The sequence below is a fragment of the Mycobacterium syngnathidarum genome, from assembly GCF_001942625.1.
Classification (GTDB): Bacteria; Actinomycetota; Actinomycetes; order Mycobacteriales; family Mycobacteriaceae; genus Mycobacterium; species Mycobacterium syngnathidarum.
In genome coordinates this window covers 127,188-145,549 of record NZ_MLCL01000039.1, presented here as the reverse complement: position 1 = coordinate 145,549, position 18,362 = coordinate 127,188, and the positions used below count along the sequence as shown (strand labels likewise).

Annotated in this window: 16 protein-coding genes; 10 read left to right on the top strand and 6 right to left on the bottom strand. The window is 66.4% G+C overall.

Annotation, left to right across the window (positions count from 1 at the left end; all coding sequences use genetic code 11):
- Nucleotides 1–30 precede the first annotated feature (30 nt).
- Nucleotides 31–441, bottom strand: a complete 411-nt coding sequence (locus BKG60_RS12910; RefSeq protein WP_070946132.1) for a hypothetical protein — start codon at nucleotides 439–441, stop codon at nucleotides 31–33.
- Between the two features lie 79 nt (nucleotides 442–520).
- Complete coding sequence (malQ, locus tag BKG60_RS12905; RefSeq protein ID WP_070946133.1) at nucleotides 521–2,662, bottom strand: 4-alpha-glucanotransferase; 2,142 nt, start codon at nucleotides 2,660–2,662, stop codon at nucleotides 521–523.
- Nucleotides 2,663–2,784: 122 nt separating this feature from the next.
- On the opposite strand from malQ, the gene BKG60_RS12900 reads away from it, so the two are divergent.
- The 3 genes from BKG60_RS12900 to BKG60_RS12890 are packed head-to-tail and all read left to right on the top strand — an operon-like array spanning nucleotide 2,785 to nucleotide 5,539.
- Complete coding sequence (locus BKG60_RS12900) at nucleotides 2,785–3,393, top strand: TetR/AcrR family transcriptional regulator (RefSeq protein WP_070946134.1); 609 nt, start codon at nucleotides 2,785–2,787, stop codon at nucleotides 3,391–3,393.
- Nucleotides 3,390–4,298 (top strand): SDR family NAD(P)-dependent oxidoreductase, encoded by a 909-nt coding sequence (locus tag BKG60_RS12895; RefSeq protein ID WP_070946135.1) that lies wholly within the window; start codon nucleotides 3,390–3,392, stop codon nucleotides 4,296–4,298. Before BKG60_RS12900 ends, BKG60_RS12895 begins: the two co-directional genes overlap by 4 nt.
- A 29-nt stretch (nucleotides 4,299–4,327) precedes the next feature.
- Complete coding sequence (locus BKG60_RS12890; protein ID WP_070946136.1) at nucleotides 4,328–5,539, top strand: MFS transporter; 1,212 nt, start codon at nucleotides 4,328–4,330, stop codon at nucleotides 5,537–5,539.
- Here the strand turns inward: BKG60_RS12890 and BKG60_RS12885 are convergent.
- Nucleotides 5,492–5,821, bottom strand: coding sequence for a DMT family transporter (locus tag BKG60_RS12885; protein WP_070946137.1), 330 nt, complete (start codon nucleotides 5,819–5,821; stop codon nucleotides 5,492–5,494). The two genes, BKG60_RS12890 and BKG60_RS12885, sit on opposite strands and share 48 nt — an antisense overlap.
- Entirely contained in the window at nucleotides 5,821–6,156 is a 336-nt protein-coding gene (locus tag BKG60_RS12880; protein WP_070946138.1) for a DMT family transporter, read from the bottom strand. The genes BKG60_RS12885 and BKG60_RS12880 overlap by 1 nt, the downstream gene beginning before the upstream one ends.
- A 75-nt stretch (nucleotides 6,157–6,231) precedes the next feature.
- Between BKG60_RS12880 and BKG60_RS12875 the strand changes: the two genes are divergently transcribed.
- The 7 genes from BKG60_RS12875 (at nucleotide 6,232) to BKG60_RS12845 (ending at nucleotide 14,385) form a co-directional block, all read left to right on the top strand.
- Nucleotides 6,232–7,809, top strand: coding sequence for a carboxylesterase/lipase family protein (locus BKG60_RS12875; protein ID WP_070946139.1), 1,578 nt, complete (start codon nucleotides 6,232–6,234; stop codon nucleotides 7,807–7,809).
- Nucleotides 7,810–7,838: 29 nt separating this feature from the next.
- Nucleotides 7,839–8,750 carry a sterol desaturase family protein gene (locus BKG60_RS12870; protein ID WP_070946140.1) on the top strand — a complete coding sequence of 304 codons (912 nt, stop codon included), beginning with the start codon at nucleotides 7,839–7,841 and terminating at the stop codon, nucleotides 8,748–8,750.
- A gap of 211 nt (nucleotides 8,751–8,961) precedes the next feature.
- A complete protein-coding gene (locus tag BKG60_RS12865) occupies nucleotides 8,962–9,576 on the top strand; it encodes a LysM peptidoglycan-binding domain-containing protein (protein ID WP_070946141.1) in 615 nt (204 codons plus the stop codon).
- Between the two features lie 579 nt (nucleotides 9,577–10,155).
- Nucleotides 10,156–11,451: a group II intron reverse transcriptase/maturase gene (gene ltrA / locus BKG60_RS12860; RefSeq protein ID WP_239252666.1), complete on the top strand. Its 1,296-nt coding sequence runs from the start codon at nucleotides 10,156–10,158 to the stop codon at nucleotides 11,449–11,451.
- A gap of 212 nt (nucleotides 11,452–11,663) precedes the next feature.
- Nucleotides 11,664–12,329 (top strand): Rv1815 family serine proteinase, encoded by a 666-nt coding sequence (locus BKG60_RS12855; protein WP_110765004.1) that lies wholly within the window; start codon nucleotides 11,664–11,666, stop codon nucleotides 12,327–12,329.
- A gap of 65 nt (nucleotides 12,330–12,394) precedes the next feature.
- Nucleotides 12,395–12,889, top strand: a complete 495-nt coding sequence (locus BKG60_RS12850; RefSeq protein WP_070946177.1) for a VOC family protein — start codon at nucleotides 12,395–12,397, stop codon at nucleotides 12,887–12,889.
- Nucleotides 12,890–12,894: 5 nt separating this feature from the next.
- Nucleotides 12,895–14,385: an FAD-binding protein gene (locus tag BKG60_RS12845; protein ID WP_423226854.1), complete on the top strand. Its 1,491-nt coding sequence runs from the start codon at nucleotides 12,895–12,897 to the stop codon at nucleotides 14,383–14,385.
- Here the strand turns inward: BKG60_RS12845 and BKG60_RS12840 are convergent.
- Complete coding sequence (locus BKG60_RS12840) at nucleotides 14,382–16,286, bottom strand: ABC transporter ATP-binding protein/permease (protein ID WP_070946143.1); 1,905 nt, start codon at nucleotides 16,284–16,286, stop codon at nucleotides 14,382–14,384. The genes BKG60_RS12845 and BKG60_RS12840 overlap by 4 nt on opposite strands.
- Before the next feature lie 32 nt (nucleotides 16,287–16,318).
- The gene (locus BKG60_RS12835; RefSeq protein WP_070946144.1) at nucleotides 16,319–18,250 is read right to left on the bottom strand and encodes an ABC transporter ATP-binding protein/permease; all 1,932 of its coding nucleotides are present in this window, start codon (nucleotides 18,248–18,250) and stop codon (nucleotides 16,319–16,321) included.
- Nucleotides 18,251–18,362 lie beyond the last annotated feature (112 nt).

Below are 18,362 nucleotides of genomic sequence, written 5' to 3'. Positions count from 1 at the left end.
ACGAAATTAGGTGGGAACGGCGGTACCGGGTCAGGCCGGCGGCGGCGTACCCGCGCCAGGTGCCCCGGCGATCGGGACCACCGGCGTCGGTGTCACCGTGGTCACCCCGTTGCTGCCGACCCTGGGGCCGCCCGGGACGGCCGAATCGGCGCTCTGCTCGGCGGCGGCCTCGCTGCAATCCAGCATCAGGATCATCTTGCCGCTGGAGTTGACCTTCTGAGAGTCCACCAGGCACTCGGCCTGCGGCAGGGAGCTGCCGAAGGAGCCGCCGAAGGTGGCCTTGATGCCCTGGCTCTTCAGGATCGCCAAGGCCTTCATGTAAGGCTCGCCGACCACGTTGACCGATGCCGAGGTCGGCTGCGAGGTGGCGGTGCCTGCGGCCAACACTGCGATCGAACCGGCGGCGAGCAGTCCGCCGCCGAGCGCAACAAGCTTCTTCACGTGAACTCCGTCAGTCGGGTGCGGTTGCGAACATATCGCAGCAGTGACGAATGTGAAACCGGAGAAGACACCCGGTGCGTTACATCCGCGCCTGGCCGGGATGAGCGGTGATCGAGGCCATCACGTCGCACAACGCAGCCGCTCGCGGATCGACGAACACATCCTCGAGCAGCAGGCGCCGACCCTGCGGACCCGTCAGCGGGATACGCCAGTTCGGGTATTCGTCGGTGGTGCCGGGCTGATTCTGGGTGCGCAGGTCTCCGACCGCGTCGGCCAGCGACAGCGCCAGCAGTTTCGACGGGGTGCGGCCCAGATAGCGGTACAGCGCCGCCACCACCTGATCGGTATCCGGATCGGGCCCGAGCAGACCGACCCGGCGCAGCTCGTCGAGCCAGGCTGCCTGGGCGCTGCGATCCGCGGCCAGTTCTTGCTCGACAGGCCGGGTGAGCAACCCCAGTTCCTCCCGCAACCTGACGTGCTCACCGGCCAGATACCCGGGTGTCGGCGGCAGATCGTGCGTCGTCACCGAGGACAGGCAGTACTCGCGCCACCGTTCGGCGGCCAGTGGCCCGCCGGACTCGTCCGACTCGAACCACAGGATCGAGGTGCCGAACACGCCACGCTCGCGCAGGTAGTCACGGACCCACGGCTCGACCGTGCCGAGATCCTCGCCGACCACGAGGGCCCCAGCCCGGTGCGCCTCGAGCGCGATGATGCCGATCATCGCGTCGTGGTCGTAGCGCACATAGGTGCCGTCGGTGGGCGCCGCGCCCTTCGGAATCCACCACAACCGGAACATCCCGATGATGTGGTCGATGCGTACCCCGCCCGAATGGCGCAGCGCCATGTTGACCACGGCGCGAAACGGTTCATAAGCCTGCTCGACGAGGCGGTCGGGCCGCCACGGCGGCTGGGACCAGTCCTGACCGAGTTGGTTGAACTCATCCGGCGGTGCGCCCGCGGTCACCCCGAGCGCCAGCACGTCCTGCAACGCCCAGGCATCGGCACCGTCGGGGTCCACACCGACCGCCAGGTCGCTCATCACGCCCAGTTCCATCCCGGCCTGAACCGCGGTGGCCTGGGTGGCGGTCAGCTGCTCGTCGAGCAGCCACTGCAACCAGCGGTGAAAGTCGACGGCCCGCGGATGGGCTGCCGCGAAGTCGGCCACTTCTGGATTGGCCGGATGCCGCAGTGCCTGCGGCCATCCGTGCCAGTCGGCACCGTGCCGTTCGGCCAGCGCGCACCAGGTCGCGAAATCGTCGAGGCTGCGACCCTGCCGGGCCCGGTAGGCGGCATACGCCAGCTCGCGTCCTGCCGAGCGTTCCACCCGGTACACCTGTTCCAAGGCGGTGCGTTTGGCCCGCCAGGCCGCATCGCGGTCGATGGTCGGGGCGCGGTCGGCGTGTTCGTTGAGCGCGGCGCGCAACGCCCGGATGCGGCTGCGGTGACGCACCGAGGCGAACTCCGGGATGGCTTCCACCCGCAGATACAGCGGATTGACGAAGCGTCGCGAGGTGGGCAGATACGGCGAGGGTTCCATCGGCGCGGCGGGGGCCGCCGCATGCAACGGATTGACCAGGATGAAGCCTGCGCCGTGCTCGGCGGCCGACCACACCGCCAGATCGGTCAGGTCAGTCAGATCACCTGTGCCCCAAGAGTTTTTCGACCGCACGCTGTAGAGCTGGGTGGCCAGGCCCCAGGTGCGCCGCTCGCCCAGACGGGTGGGCAGCCCGACGGTGGCAGGGGAGATCACCACCGGGGTCTCCGTGTGAAACTCCCCGACCTGCAACCGAAGCCGGTGATAACCCAGCGGTAGGTCTGCCGGTAGCTCGAACGTCGCCTCACCGATCAACCGGCCGCCGAGATCGAACGGGGGCCGGAGGTTCTGCAGTTGTCGCAGGTCGCTGCGTTCGGTGCCGTCCTCTAGATGCAACGTGAGTTCGACCGGATCCCCGTGGGTGACATGCACCCAGAAACTCGACGCCACCGTCGCCCGGCCCACCACGATGGGCGGCAGGGAGCGCTGCCAGTACTGCCGGTCGTGGGCGGCGAGCGCGTCGGCCCGCTCCTGCTCGGTGCCCCCCGGCACGCCGAGAGCTTCGAGCACCGCCACGAGTGTGGATTCCGCGACAGCGGTGCGACGGCCGGTCCAGTCGTCGAACTCGGCGGCCACGCCGTAGCGGCGGGCCAACTCCAGCAGGGCCGATGACGAAGAGGTCATGAGACCAATCTTGGTGCCCGGAACGCGATCGTGTCAGTCGACACCGCGGGACAGCGCCACTGGCGAGCCGCCTGCGCGTGGGGTTACCCTGTCTGTAACGATCCTTACAGAGGCGGATACAGGTGACCACGGCATCCAGCAGGCGACAACAGCAGGGCGCGGATTCCCGGGAGCAGATCCTCGACGCCACCGAGCGACTCATGGCCACCCGCGGTTACGCGGCCACCTCGATCAGCGACATCCGCAAAACCTGCGGGCTGCCGGCCAGCTCGATCTACTGGCACTTCGGGTCCAAGGACGGCGTGCTGGCGGCGGTGATGGAACGCGGAGCCGACCGTTTCTTCGCGGCCATCCCGGTCGGCGCGAGCATCGACGACCAGTTGACGGTGCTGGCCGAACTGCAGTCAGAGCGTCCGGAGTTCCTCCGCATCCTGTACCTGCTGTCGCTGGAGCGCAGCGACGATCCGACGGTGACGGCGGTGGTGCGACGGGTGCGGGACACCGCTATCTCCCGGTTCTCTGCCGCCGTGCGCGGCCAGTTGCCCGCCGACCTGCCGCCACGCCGTGCGGAGCGGGTGGTGGCCGAACTCACCGCGTTCGCCGTCGCGCAGTCCGACGGCGTGTTCTTCGCCGGGCACCTCGAGCCCGGCACCGCCGACGTCGCGCGCATGTACCGGCGGCTGTGGCAGGCCGTCACCGCCCTCGTCCCGATACTCCTGGAGGAAAAGTGACCGGCAGGACCGTGATCATCACCGGTGCGAACACCGGGCTGGGATTCGAATGTGCCCGCGCCCTTTTGGAATCCGATCCAGGGCAGCATGTGGTGCTGGCGGTACGCGACACTCAAAGGGGCGCCGAGGCGGCGGCGCGGCTCGACTGCCCCGGACGCACCAGCGTCGGTGAACTCGACCTGGCGTCGCTGCGGTCGGTGCGCGACTTCGCCGATACTGTGCCGCGACTGGATGTTCCGCCGGTGACCGCTCTGGTGTGCAACGCCGGGCTGCAGCTCGTCGCGGGTGCCCAGACCACGGTGGAAGGATACGAGATGACCTGGGGCGTCAACCATCTCGGTCATTTCGCGCTGGTGCGCCACCTGCTCGACGCGTTGACCGTCCCGGCGCGGATCGTGGTTGTCAGCAGCGGCACCCACGATCCGGAAAAGTTCACGGGAATGCCCGCGCCGCAATATGTCTCGGCCGGCGACCTGTTGCGCCCGCCGGCAGACGGCCTGACAGGCGACGAGGGCCGGCGCCGCTACACCACGTCCAAGCTCTGCAACATGCTCTTCAGCTACGAGTTGGACCGGCGGCTCGGTCACGGCGCCCGTGGTGTCACGGTCAACGCGTTCGACCCCGGCCTGATGCCGGGTTCGGGGCTGGCCAGGGACTACGGAAGGGTCCAGCGGCTGGCCTGGCGTCTGCTCATGCCCGCACTGCGGATGCTGCCCAACGTGAACAGCACCAGGCGTTCCGGGGCCAACCTCGCCGCGCTCGTCGCCGATCCCGCCCTCGAGGGCGTCACCGGCGCGTACTTCGAAGGTGACCGCCGGATCCGGTCCTCGCGCGATTCGTACGACGAGGTCAAGGCCGCTGACCTGTGGCAGGTCAGCGAACGGTTGGTGTCGGCGGTCGGCTAGCGTCCCCAGGCCGCAGTAGTGTCGCCTCAGTGGCATCCTTGCGCCGGGCCCGCATCGCGGTGGCAGCGTTGTTCCTGACCAATGGGGCCATCTTCGCCAACCTGCTGCCGCGCTATCCCGAGATCAAAACCGACCTGCATCTGGGCAACGCGGTGTACGGCGCGGCCGTCGCCGCTTTCTCCGGCGGGGCACTGGTTGCCGGACTGACTGCGGCGATGCTGATCCGGAGGTTCCGCAGCGCACGAGTCGCCGTGATCGGCACGGTCGCCCTCGCCGCGTTCGTCGTAGCGGCCGGTGTCGCGGGCACGCCGCTCACGTTCGCCGCGGCCTTGTTCCTGGCCGGCGCGTGCGATTCGGTGGTCGACGTCGCCCAGAACGCACACGGGCTGCGGTTGCAACGCGAACACGGACGCTCGATCATCAACTCGCTGCACGCCGTGTGGGCGGCGGGGGCGATCCTCGGCGGACTCACCGGTGCCGCAGCGATCGCGCTGGGGATTCCGCGGGGACTCCAACTCGCGGTGGTGGGCGTGTTGTCGAGTGCGGTGGCCCTGGCCGCCTACCGCTACCTGCTGCCCGGCCCCGATCACGACAACCACCCGGCAACACACGCCGCGCCGGGCACCAAGGCCGGCGCCAAGGTGTACCTGATGCTGCTCGCGATGGTGCTGATCGCCATTGCCGGCGCCACGGTCGAAGACTCCGGAAGTTCATGGGCCACGCTTTATCTGCGCGACTGGCTACATGCGCCACCGGCGCCGGCCGTCTTCGGATACATCGCACTGGTGGCGTTCATGTTCATCGGCCGGTTGACCGGCGACCGACTGGTCGACCGGTTCGGCCAAGCCGCCGTGGCCCGTGCAGGCGGCTTCATCGCCGCCGCGGGCATGGGAGCCGCACTGGCGTTGCCGACCATCCCAGGCACCATCGCCGGCTTCGCGCTCGCGGGTTTGGGCGTGGCCACCCTGGTGCCTGCCGCCATGCACGGCGCCGACCAGCTGCCCGGCCTGCGGCCTGGTACGGGGCTGACCGTGGTCACCTGGCTCATGCGCGTCGGGTTCTTCGGAGCTCCGCTGCTGGTCGGCCTCATCGCCGACGCCGCCGGGTTGCGGGCAGGCCTGCTGACAGTGCCGGTAGCCGGAGTGGTGGCGGCCCTGCTGGCCGGGGTGCTGCCGCGAAAGCCGGCGTCGCGTTCAGTGCGCCGGGACGACACCGGCGAGCTCGATCGTGAACACACCTGACACGATCAGCACGATGCCGAGCAGCATCACCGGGGTCAGGGGCTCCCGGAACAGGAACCTGGCGATGATGGCGACCAGCGCGACCCCGCACGCGGTCCAGATTCCGTAGGCGATGCCCACCGGCACACCCCACGACAGGGCCAACCACAGCAGATAGAACGACATCACATACCCGCCGATCACCGGCGCGATCCAGACCTTGCGGCGGAACCCGTCGGAGGCCCGCAGCGCGAGCGTGGCGAACACCTCGACCAGGATCGCCCCGATCAGTGCCAGCCACATCATGATTCGGCCTGACGCGGATGCGACCCCAGCTCAACCAGCAGCACACCCGCGATGATCAAACCGATGCCGGCCACGATCGGCCAGGTGAACGGGTCGCCGAACAGCACCGCGGCCAGCACGGCCGTCGCCGCGGTGCCCAGCGCGCCCCAAACGCCGTAGGCGACCCCGACGGGCATGCCGGCCCGCAGCACGAGGGTCAGCAACACAAATGCGGCCAGATAGCCGGACACCACCAGCACCAGCCATGCCGAATGGTCCTGGGACGCGCGCAGCGACAGGGTGGCGCTGACTTCGGTGGCGACGGCCGCAGCCAACAACGCCCAGGTTCGCACCGGACCAACTTATCCGAGCGGCCGGCCGCGATGAGTACCGTGGGGGAGTTCGCCAAGCTTTGCCGAGGAGTCCGCATGACCGATCCGACACGAGCCCAGACCAGGGGCGGGCCGGTCGTCGAGACCGGGTACGGCCCGGTCCGTGGGACCGACGACGGAACCGTCAAACAGTGGCTGGGCATTCGCTACGCCGCCGCACCGGCCGGTGAACTGCGCTGGCGGTCACCGCAGCCACCCGCGCACCGGCAGGAGATCACCGACGCCACCGCACCCGGACCGGTGTGTCCACAGCTCACCGATCCGAGGATCCCGCTCGATCTCGGTGCCCGCCAGGGCGAAGACAGTCTGGTGCTCAACGTCTGGGCGCCGAGCCGAACCGAGGCCGGCGACGGCAAACCGGTCATGGTCTGGGTTCACGGTGGCGCCTATGTCCTGGGTTCGGGAAGCCAGCCGCTGTACAATGGTTCGGTCCTGGCCGTCGAGGGTGATGCGGTGGTGGTCACGATCAACTACCGGCTGGGCCCGTTCGGTTTCCTCGACCTGTCCCACTTCACCGGGCGCCCCGGCGCCAAGGGGCTGCGTTTCGACACCAACCTGGGCCTGCGCGATGTGCTGTTCGCGCTGCAGTGGGTGCGCGACAACATCGCCGCATTCGGCGGCGACCCACAGCGGGTGACGCTGTTCGGAGAGTCGGCCGGCGGCGGCATCGTCACCACGCTGCTGGCCAGCCCGGCCGCCGAAGGTTTGTTCAGCGCGGCGATAGCGCAGAGCTCGCCCGCGACGTCGGTCTACGACGCGGAGCGCTCCCGTGCGGTGGCCGCCCAGTTCCTGGAGAGCTTGGGGATCGAGGACGACGTCGCACGGTTGTCCGGCGTGCCGGTACCCGCACTCCTGGCCGCGGCCAAAGAGGTGTACGACGCGGTACCGAGCCAGTCACCGGGCGTGCTGGCTTTCGCGCCCATCGTCGACGGAGACGTGGTTGGGGACTATCCGGTGGCCGCGGCGAGGGAGGGCCGCACCCACCCGGTTCCGCTGATCATCGGGACCAACGAACACGAAGCCACGGTGTTCCGGTGGATGAAGTCGCCGCTCATGCCGATCACGCCCGGAGCATTGCGATCGATGTTCGCCGCGATCGCGGCCGAACAGCCCGGCCTGCAACTGCCGACCGAAGCCCAGATCACTTCCGCCTATGCGGGATTACGCCCGAAGGCAATCGGATTGGGCATGGCCCGCGACATCGGTTTCCGCATGCCGACACTGTGGTTCGCCGAGGGCCACAGTGCGGTCGCCCCGGTGCATCTGTACCGCTTCGACTTCACCACCCCGATGCTGCGGCTGCTGCGTCTCGGCGCCGCCCATGCCACTGAATTGCCTTATGTCTGGGGCAATCTCGTTGCCGGACCGAAAGATCCGACGTTCAAGCTGGGTGGGCTCAAGCACGGGCGTGCGGTGTCGCAGCGGGTGCGGCGCCGCTGGGTCAACTTCGCCGCCACCGGGCAACCGTCGGGTGCCGCGGGGGAACCCGTGTGGCGGCCCTACCGCCGCGAGGACCGGGCCACGCTGGTGATCGACAAGCAGGACAAGACCGTCGCCGACCTGGACCGCGATCTGCACGCGACCTGGGGAAGTCAGATCCTCAATTTCCGGTGAGCCGGATCCGCTGAGACAAGGGCACCGACATGGACATGATCAGGTCCGTTCTGGACTTCCTGCCGCCGCCGATGCGGGACCCGGTGTTCTTCGCCATCCCGTTCTTCCTGGTGTTGCTGACCGTGGAATGGGTGGCAGCTCGCCGCCTGGAGCACCTCGAATCCGAGCGGGCGCCTGCCGGTGCGTTCAACGCCCGCGACGCGTGGGCGAGCATCTCGATGGGGTTGGTGTCGATCCTGACAACCGCTGGATGGAAATTGCTGGCGCTGTTGGGTTATGCGGCCATCTATGCCTACCTGGCGCCCTGGCACCTGCCCGGAAACCGGTGGTACACGTGGGTGATCGCGATTGTCGGGGTGGACCTGCTGTTCTACGCCTATCACCGAATGGCACACCGGGTGCGGCTGATCTGGGCGACGCATCAGGCCCATCACTCGAGTGAGTACTACAACTTCGCCACGGCCCTGCGGCAGAAGTGGAACAACAGCGGCGAGATCCTGGCCTGGATTCCGCTGCCGCTGCTCGGCATCCCACCGTGGCTGGTGTTCGTCAGCTTCTCGGTGAATCTGGTCTACCAGTTCTGGGTGCACACCGAGCGTGTCGGAAAGCTATGGCGGCCAATCGAATTCATCTTCAACACCCCGTCGCATCATCGCGTGCACCACGGCCGCGACCAGCTGTACCTGGATCGCAACTACGGCGGCATCCTCATCATCTGGGACCGGATGTTCGGCACCTTCCAGCCGGAGGTGTTCAGGCCGCACTACGGGCTGACCAAGCCGGTGGAGACGTTCAACATCTGGAAGCTGCAGACCCACGAATATGTGGCGATCGCCCGCGACGTCCAGCGGGCCCCCCGCGTGCGGGACCGGTTGGGCTACATATTCGGCCCGCCGGGCTGGCAGCCCGGCGTCCTTCCGGAATCGCAGTCGGTAGGATAGCCCCGGGCGCTGCCACAACCTTTGGCCGACACCGGAATTGACGCGGTACGTGATTCGGGCACTCCACCGGCGGAGACACCCGGTGTTCCCCAGTGTTTGTGTGACGTTTGAATTCGGGCCGAGCCGAATGGCACCAAAGCAAACCTCGAATCAGTAAGGTCGACTGAACCGGGGTGTACCACCCGGATCAGGGTCCAGAAAGGGGCAATGCGTGGGAGACACACTGACCGAAGGGCAGAAGCTGGAGAAGGGGGGGTCGCTCACCTCCAACAACGGCGCATACACGCTGACGTTGCAGGATGATGGCAACCTCGTGCTGTACGCACGCGACGAAGCGGTCTGGTCGACTTCCACAAACGGCCAGGACGTTGTGCGGGCGGAGGTGCAGACCGACGGTAACTTCGTGCTGTACACGTCCGAGAAGCCCGTGTGGCACACCGACACCAAGGGCAAGAAGGACGTCAAGCTCGTCCTCCAGGATGACCGCAACCTGGTGCTGTACGCCGCCGACGGGCCGGCCTGGTCTTCCAAGACCGAGACCTCCGAGCCGCCGCCACCGGCACCCGAGGCCGCAGCGCCCGAGCCCGAGGTGGCACCGGCCGCGGTCGAAGAGCCCGCACCGGCTGCCGCACCCGAGCCGGCCGCGCCGCCGCCACCTCCGCCGGCACCCGAGCCGCGCACCTACACCGTGGTCTCGGGCGACACCCTGTGGGCGATCGCCGAGCGGTTCTACGGTGACGGCAACAAGTACCAGCAGATCGCCGATGCCAGCGGCGTCGCCAACCCTGACCTGATTCACCCGGGCCAGGTTCTGACGATTCCCTGACTCCGCACAGACGCACGGCCCGGACCACGTGGTCCGGGCCGTCGTCGTGTACGCCCAGCATGGGCATTCGCTTGGAGGTGTGAGTCCTCTGGAGGTGAAGGTGGTTTAACTCCGAGTCGATGGCAACTGCGTCACTGTGAGGTGGGGTGGGAAGGAAGCCGGAGACGAAGTCCTGCACCGAGGGACACGAACCGCATAGAAGGCATGCCAGTTGGGGTGAGCCAGCATGAGATGGTGAAGCCCGTTCCACCGAAACGGCTGGTGTGTAAATGCGGCGGCGGTAGGACGAAAGTGAATGTTCTTATCTGGGGAGATCTGTTCCAGTGCGTCGGCGTTGGTGTCGGAGCGACATCGTTCGTGAGGGTGGTGTTGATGGGGCAGAAGTCAGCAGAGGTCGTAGTACCAGCGGGAATGTGATCGTGATGGCTGGGAAGGGCTGAACGTTGGGAATTGATGGTTTGAAGCGGCATTTCTCGTGGGGATTGCGATGATCGCAGCCAGCCCGCTGTGGGCGGGGCAGACGGAGTGGAGGGACCGGTGAATCCGGAAGTGCCGTCGTCTGTGCGTAGTGGTGTCTCGGTGGGTGTCGGGGAGGACGTCAGGGACGGCCAGGATTTGTGGGTGCAGGTGTTTGCGCCTGCGAATCTGGCTGTTGCGTTGGGACGTGTCGAACGCAATCGCGGCGCGGCCGGTGTGGATGGTGTCAGTACGCAGGAGTTGCGTGATTGGTGCCGGAGCAACTGGGCTGCGGTGCGGGAGGCGTTGGATGCGGGCACGTACCGTCCGATGCCGGTGCGTCAGGTGATGATTCCCAAACCTGATGGCGGGCAACGGAAGTTGGGGGTGCCGACGGTGCTGGATCGGTTGATCCAGCAGGCGATCGCGCAAGTGCTGACTCCGATCTTTGATCCGGGTTTTGTACCGGTCTCCTATGGGTTCCGGCCGGGTAAAAGTGCCCATGACGCTGTGAAGGTCGCCAGGTTGGTGATCGAGCAGGGGTATCGGTGGGTGGTCGAGGTTGATCTGGATGCGTTCTTTGATCGGGTCAACCATGACGTGCTGATGGCCCGGGTTGCGCGGAAGGTGAACGATAAGCGGCTGCTGAAGCTGATCCGCCGTTACTTGGAGGCGGGGATTATGGCCGACGGTGTGCGGCAGCCGGTGAACGAGGGAACCCCGCAGGGGTCGCCCTTGTCGCCGTTGTTGTCGAACATCATGCTCGATGATTTCGATCAGGAGTTCTGGGCGCGTGGGCATCGGTTTATCCGGTATGCCGACGATATCCGGGTCTTCGTGAAATCGAAACGGGCGGCCGAGCGGGTGCTCGAACAGAGTACGGCGCTGCTGGAACGGCGGTTGAAGTTGAAGGTGAACCGGACGAAGTCCTCGATCGCTTCGGCAACGACAGCTGTGTTGCTGGGGTTCGGGTTTTACTTCACCGCGTCGGGGGTCAAGATTCGGGTCGCGCCGAAGGCGTGGCAACGAGCCAAAGCTCGCATCCGGATGTTGACGTCTCGGAAGTGGAGTGTGTCCATGCAGTTCCGCATCACGCGGCTGAACCAGTACGTCCGGGGCTGGATGGGGTACTTCCGCCTGGCGGATACCCCGCGCAAGTTCAGGGATCTGGATGAATGGTTTCGTCGTCGGATGCGCCAGATCCGTTGGAAGGAATGGAAGCGCTCCCGTACCAGGGTTGCGAATCTGCATGCCCTCGGGATCCGGGCCGACCTGGCCTGGCAGTGGGGGATGAGCAGTCGCGGCTACTGGCGTATCGCGGGCTCACCCATCCTGCAGCGGGCCCTTCCGAACTCGTATTGGGAGGAACTGGGCCTGATCTTCTTTCACCACGCCTGGACTCGATTCCAAGCGACCTAACGAACCGCCGGATGCGAGGCCCGCACGTCCGGTGGTGTGAGAGGGGGCCGGTCAACCCGGCCCCCTACTCGATTTTCAGCGCGTCGATACGGGTACCCCCGGTAACGAAGTTGCCGTCGGACCGATATTGAAATCGGTAGGGTGACGTTCACCACGTCCGATAGCGAGGGAGGCCGGCCGTGCAGAGGTGGCTAGGTGGGGTGATGCGGGCGATGGCGGGGGTTCCGGTGGTTGGGCTGCTGGTATGTCCGGCGCCGACTGCCGTCGCGGCAGGTTCGCTGGTGTACCCCGGGATGGAGATCCGGCAGGGCACCAACGTCTGCACGTTGGGCTTCGTGGACCCGGCGAGCCGGGTCGGGTTCACCGCGGGTCATTGCCGTGGCAACGGGCCGGTGGGCGACCGGGACGGCAATTTCATCGGGCACATGGGTGCGTTCCAGGACAACACGCCCGACGGTGCCACCGTCGACACCAATCACATGATCTCCGACTGGGAGACGATCCAATTGGCCGGCGATGTCGTGGTGAACAACATCCTGCCGGGTGGGCGGATGCTGGTGGAGGATGCCGCGGTGGTCCCGACCGCCGGGGCTCCCGTCTGTCATTTCGGCGTGGTCACCGGGGAGAGTTGTGGCACCGTCCAGGCCGTCAACAACGGCTGGTTCACCATGGCCAACGGCGTGGTCAGCCAGAAGGGTGATTCCGGAGGTCCGGTGTACGTGATCACACCGGATGGCCGCGCTGCCATCGTCGGGATGTTCAACAGCACGTGGGGCAACTATCCGGCCGCCGTATCGTGGCAGAACGCCAGTGGGCAGGCACGCGGTGGCGGCGCGCCGCTCGCCGGCGAGGTGTCGAACCTCGTCGGGCAGCCCTGACCGGCGAATCGCAGAACTAGAACACGTTCTAGCTTTCGTGCCGTGAGGGCGATATTCTCATGGCGATGCTTGATCAGACACCTGTCCAGATTGCCTGGGTGACCGCAGATCTGGATGCCACCGAACGGGCGCTGTCGACCCTGCTCGGGGCGCGCCGGTGGGTCCGTATGCCCGCAGTGCACTTCAGTCCGCAGAGTTGCATCCACCGCGGCCGGCCCGCGGACTTCGTGGCCGACATCTCGCTCAGCTACGCCGGCGACACCCAACTGGAGCTGATCGCGCCGGTGCGTGGTGAGAGTGTCTACGCCGAGTTCCTCGACCGGCACGGGGCCGGCCTGCACCACATCTGCATCGAGGCGGCCGACGCGCAGGCGTTCGACGCCAAGCTGCGGGATGCCGAAGGTGCGGGGACACCCGTTGTCTGCCAGGGCGAGATGCCCGGAGGCATGAGATTCGCCTACCTGTCGTCCCCGGCGGCCGGGGTGCCGTATCTGGAGATCGCTTACATTCCGCCCGAGATCCGGGCGTTCTTCGACTATGTGAAACAGGAGCAGCAGTGAAGGAAATCCCCGCGGTCCTAGAGGCCTCCGAGGTCGACGCCGTCGAATCCTGGTCCGACGAGTTCGACGTCGTGGTGGTCGGATTCGGCATCGCCGGAGGTTGCGCAGCCGTCAGTGCCGCGGCACAGGGCGCCCGGGTCCTGGTGCTGGAGAAGGCGGCCGCGGCCGGCGGCACCACCTCGATGGCCGGTGGGCACTTCTATCTCGGCGGTGGCACCGCCGTGCAGGAAGCGACGGGGCATCCCGACAGTGCCGACGAGATGTACAAGTACCTGGTGGCCGTCTCGCGCGAACCTGACCTGGACAAGATCCGCGCCTACTGCGACGGCAGCGTCGAACACTTCAATTGGCTTGAGGCACTGGGCTTCCAGTTCGAACGCAGCTTCTACCCGGGCAAGGTGGTGGTGGTGCCGCCCGGCACCGAGGGGCTGTCCTACACCGGCAATGAGAAGGTGTGGCCGTTCATCGAACAAGCCAAGCCGGCACCGCGCGGGCACTCGGTCCCGGTGCCGGGTGAGCTGGGCGGCGCAGCGATGGTGATCGATCTCCTGCTCAAACGCGCTGAGGCCCTGGGTGTCACGATCCGCTACGAGGTCGGGGCCACCAACCTGATCGTCGAAGGTGATCCGGAAGAGCGCACCGTGGTCGGGGTGAAATGGAAGCACTTCGGCGAAACTGGTTGTGTCAAAGCCAAATCCGTCATCATCACCGCCGGTGGCTTCGCGATGAATCCCGAGATGGTCGCCGAATACACCCCGGCGCTCGGCAAAAAACGTCGCACCAAGCACCACGGTGAGGTCGAGCCCTACATCCTGGGCAACCCCAACGACGACGGCCTCGGGATCCGGATGGGTGTCGCGGCAGGCGGCGTGGCCAACGGCATGGATCAGCTGTTCATCACCGCCGCGGCCTACCCGCCGGAGATCCTGTTGACCGGCGTCATCGTCAACAACCAGGGTCAGCGGTTCGTCGCCGAGGATTCCTACCACTCCCGCACCTCGGCGTTCGTCCTGCGGCAGCCCGACCAGCAGGCCTACCTCATCGTGGACGAGGCGCACATGGAGATGCCGGCCATGCCGCTGATCCAGTTCATCGACGGATACGAGACGATCGCCGAAGCCGAAGAAGCACTGGGAATCCCGGCCGGGAACCTCGCGGCGACGCTGGACCGCTACAACAAGAACGCCGCCGCCGGCGAGGATCCCGACTTCCACAAGCAACCCGACTACATCGCCGCACAGGACACCGGCCCGTACGCCGCCTTCGACCTGTCGCTCGGTGTCGCCATGTACTCGGGATTCACCATGGGCGGCCTGACGGTATCGGTCGACGGCGAGGTGCTGCGGGCGGACGGCAGCGCCATCGGCGGCCTGTACGCGGCGGGTGCCTGTGCCTCCAACATCGCCCAGGACGGCCAGGGATACGCCAGTGGCGTCCAACTCGGCGAAGGGTCGTTCTTCGGGCGCCGCGCCGGTACCCACGCGGCAGCACGTTAGCCGACGGGGGCGAGGTTCCACCGACCGTTGCCGAGCAGTTCCAGGCGACGGTCGTGGAGCCGGTTGACGCTGTCGCGGTGGCTGATGCTGACCACGATGCAACCGGGTAACTCGCTGCGCAGGGTCGTATACAGCGCGTGCTGCTGCCCGGCGTCGAGCGCCGAGGTGGCCTCGTCGAGGAAGACCGCCGACGGCTTGGCGAGCAGCACCCGGGCGAACGCGATCCGCTGTTGTTCGCCCGGGGACAGCACCTTTCCCCAGTCGGCGTCCTCGTCCAGCCTGGAGGTCAGGTTTCCCAGCGCGACCGCTTCGAGGGCGGCCCGGATCTCGTCGTCGCCGTAGCTACCCGTCGGCGACGGGTAGCTGGCCACCGTCCGCAGATCGCCCAGCGGGGCATAGGGGAGTTGGGACAGGAACATCACCTCGCCCTGCTCGGGATAGCGCACCGTGCCGGATCCATACGGCCACAGCCGCGCCAGGCTGCGCAGCAGCGTCGTCTTCCCGGTGCCGGACGGCCCGGTGATGACCAGTGAATCACCGGGCGCGAGTCGCATGTCGAGGTTGTGCAGAAGCGGCTCACCGTCGGGTGACCGCACTTGGACGTGCTCGAGCTCGACCCCGCCGTTGGTGCTCACCGCGGTGTCCAATCGCGGTAGCGCCCTTGCCTGTTCGTTCGCCGTGACAAGACCGTCGAGCCGGATGATGGCGGCCCGGTACCCGGCGAACGCGTCGTACACCGAGCGGAAGAAGCTCAACGAGCTCTGCACGTTGTTGAACGCGCCCGCCGACTGCAGCGCATCGCCATAGGTGATCTGACCTGCGAACAACCGTGGCGCCTGAACGATCAACGGCAGCGGATCGATGATCTGGTTGATGGACCGATTCCAGCCGAGGAACGCGACCCCACGCACCACGAGCCTGCGGTAGTTCGCGATCACCTTGGCGAACCGATCTGCCAGCGTGCCGCGTTCGGTGCGCTCGCCGTGATAGAAGCCGACCGCCTCGGCGCCGTCACGGATCCGCACGAGCGCGTACCGGAACGCCGCGTTGGTGAGCGAGTTGCGGAACGTCAAACGGATCATCGGCCTGCCGATCCAGATCGCCACGACCGTCGTCACCGCCACCCACAACAGGGCGATCCAGAACAACGCCTTGGGCACCGTCACCCCGAGAATCGTCAACGGGCCGGCAAGGTTCCACAGGATCGGCGTGAACGCGACCACCGAGACGATCGAGTACACCGACCCGAAGACCAGGGTCTGTGCGGTGGCGACGGTCGGTGTGTTGGTCTCGGGTCCGGTGCCGGTGGTGAAGACGTCGATGTCCTGTTGGATGCGCTGATCCGGGTTGTCGATCGGGGTACCACCGAAACCACCGATGAATCGGCCGCGATAGTAGGCCCGCTGATCCAACCAGTCGTTGGTGAGTCGGTGGGTGAGCCAGACCCGCCAGCGAATGATGAAGTACTGCATCAGATATAGGTCGAGCAACGTGCGGGTGATGTCGGCCGTGACCAGCATCGCGAAGATCACGATCGAATGCCAGAATCCGTCGATGCCCGAACGGCGCACCGCTTCATTGCCCGAACCTGCTCCGGAGAACGCCACTTGCAGCGCTGTGGTCTGATCGTTCACGTAATAGCTGAACAACACGTCCATCCGCACCGACAGCATCACCGAGAAGAGCAACACCCCCAGTAGCGCCCACACCGGAATGCTTTCGCGCCCAAGGAAATAGGCGCCCGTGACTCGCCAGAATTGACGGCCCCAGGTGGTCACGTGTGCCAGGACGGCCGCCACGGCGACCAGTGCCACTGCACCGATCACCCAGGCCTTGAGGACCCAGACCAGTGACGCGAGGATCTCGTTGCCCCAGTCCAGTGACTGGGTGAACATCTCCATACCCCTGGAAGTTACCGGGAATTACCGCCCGATCAGGGTTGCTTGACCAGGCCGGCCGCGTCGTCGTCGACCCGGCCGAGCCGCCATTGGCCGTCACCGAGGAGCTCGAGCTGGTGGGTGTGGTGCTGCTCGACCGTGGTCCGATGGCTGACGCTGACCAGGATGGTGTCCGGCAGTTGGGTGCGCACCCGCTGATACAGCATGTACTCCAGGCCTTCGTCGAGCGCCGAGGTGGACTCGTCGAGGAACACCACCTTGGGCTTGACGAGCAGGATCCGGGCGAACGCGATCCGTTGCTGCTCACCGGGAGACAGCACCTTGGCCCAGTCCTGGACCTCGTCCAGCCGGTCGACCAGATGCGCCAGCGCCACTTCTTCCAGCGTGCGCTTGAGTGTTTCGTCATCGACGGAGCACTCTTCACCCGGATAACTGACCACGGCGCGCAGATCGCCCAGCGGCACGTACGGCAACTGGGAAAGGAACATCGTCTCGTTCGGCCCGCACGGGCGGGTCAACGTGCCCGAGGTGAACGGCCACAGTTCGGCGAGGCTGCGTAGCAAGGTGGTCTTGCCGCTGCCCGACCGGCCGGTGATCACCAACGTGTCGCCGACCTGTAGGTGCAGATCGAGCGGGTTGATGAGTTGCCTGCCGTCGGGTGTGCGCACCTCGACGTCGGTGAGCTTCACGGTGCCGTCCACACAGGGAGTGGTGGTCACCTCGGGCAGCGCCCTGGCCTCTTCGTTGGCCGCGACGAGCCCGTGTAGACGCATGATCGCGGCCCGATAACCGGCGAATTGGTCATAGGCATTGCGGAAGAAGGACAACCCGCTCAGCAGGTTGCGGAAGGCACTGGCGGTCTGGTTCAACGCGCCCAGGGTGATCTCGCCGCTGTAGAACCGCGGGAACTGCACGATGTAGGGGATGAGCTCCTGGGCCTGGTCGATCGAGTTGTTCCAGCCCAGGAACTTGACCATTCGGTTGATGTATCGCTGGTAGTTCGACACCACCGGTGCGAACAGCTTCCGCAGCCCCGTGCGCTCGGCGATCTCCCCGCGGTAGAAGGCCACCGCTTCGGAGGCATCTCGCAGCCGCACCAGCGCGTAGCGGAACGCCGCGTTGTACTTCTCGTTGTTGAAGGCCAGCCGGATGATCGGCCGGCCCAGCCAGAAGGCCACGACCGTGGCGAACAAGACGTAGACGACGCCGATCCAGAAGATGGCCCGCGGAAGGTCGATGTCGACGAAGGGCAACGTCACTTCTCCGGACAGGTTCCACAGAATCGCGGTGAACGAAATCATCGAGGCCACCGAATAGATGGAGCCGAGCAGCAGGGTGCTCGTGGAGCCGGCACTGGGACGGTTCGGCAGCGAATCGATGCCCGCGGTGAACGTGTCGATGTCGGCCTGGATGCGCTGGTCCGGATTGTCGATGGTGTCGTCGATGAACCGCGTCCGGTAGTAGGCCTTGCCGTCCAGCCAGTCACCGGTGAGCCGGCTGGTCAGCCAGGCCCGCCAGCGCAGCATGAACCGTTGGGCCAAATAGATGTCCAGCATGATCCGGGCGATATGGATCGCGGCCAGTAGCGCGAAGACGCCCAGCGACAGCCAGAAGCCGTCTCTACCCGAGACCTTCACCGCCTCGTTGCCGCTGGAGATGCCGCCCGCGATCACCTGGAAGCTGGTCATCATGTCGTTGCCCTGGTAGCTGAAGAGCACCGCAAGTCGCACGCCGGTGATCACCGACAGCAGCAGCACCCCGAGCCAGGCCCACACGATCACGCTGTCGCGCCCGGTGAAATACCCGCTGGTGATGCGCCAGTACTGCCGGCCCCACTCGGTGAACCGGGCGATCAGGACCAGGATCACCAAAGCGCACACCGCTGCGATCAGCCAGGCTTTGGCGATCCACACCAGCGATGTCGCAAGCTCGTTGCCCCAATCGAGGGTCGGGCTGAACATCTCCATGCGGGCAAAGTACCCCGACATATCGGTGTGAGCCTGTGCGCCGCCGTCCCGGGCGTGCTGGGTGTCGGCGGTCGACGCAGTTCGGGGTCATGCTCGGGGGTACTCGGCGCGT

Bases quoted from the DNA above. Each gene is read 5' to 3' on its own strand.
- malQ (WP_070946133.1), bottom strand. From the start codon at position 2,662: ATGACCTCTTCGTCATCGGCCCTGCTGGAGTTGGCCCGCCGCTACGGC.
- BKG60_RS12885 (WP_070946137.1), bottom strand. From the start codon at position 5,821: ATGTGGCTGGCACTGATCGGGGCGATCCTGGTCGAGGTGTTCGCCACG.
- BKG60_RS12875 (WP_070946139.1), top strand. From the start codon at position 6,232: ATGACCGATCCGACACGAGCCCAGACCAGGGGCGGGCCGGTCGTCGAG.
- BKG60_RS12870 (WP_070946140.1), top strand. From the start codon at position 7,839: ATGGACATGATCAGGTCCGTTCTGGACTTCCTGCCGCCGCCGATGCGG.
- BKG60_RS12855 (WP_110765004.1), top strand. From the start codon at position 11,664: ATGGCGGGGGTTCCGGTGGTTGGGCTGCTGGTATGTCCGGCGCCGACT.
- BKG60_RS12850 (WP_070946177.1), top strand. From the start codon at position 12,395: ATGCTTGATCAGACACCTGTCCAGATTGCCTGGGTGACCGCAGATCTG.
- BKG60_RS12840 (WP_070946143.1), bottom strand. From the start codon at position 16,286: ATGGAGATGTTCACCCAGTCACTGGACTGGGGCAACGAGATCCTCGCG.
- BKG60_RS12835 (WP_070946144.1), bottom strand. From the start codon at position 18,250: ATGGAGATGTTCAGCCCGACCCTCGATTGGGGCAACGAGCTTGCGACA.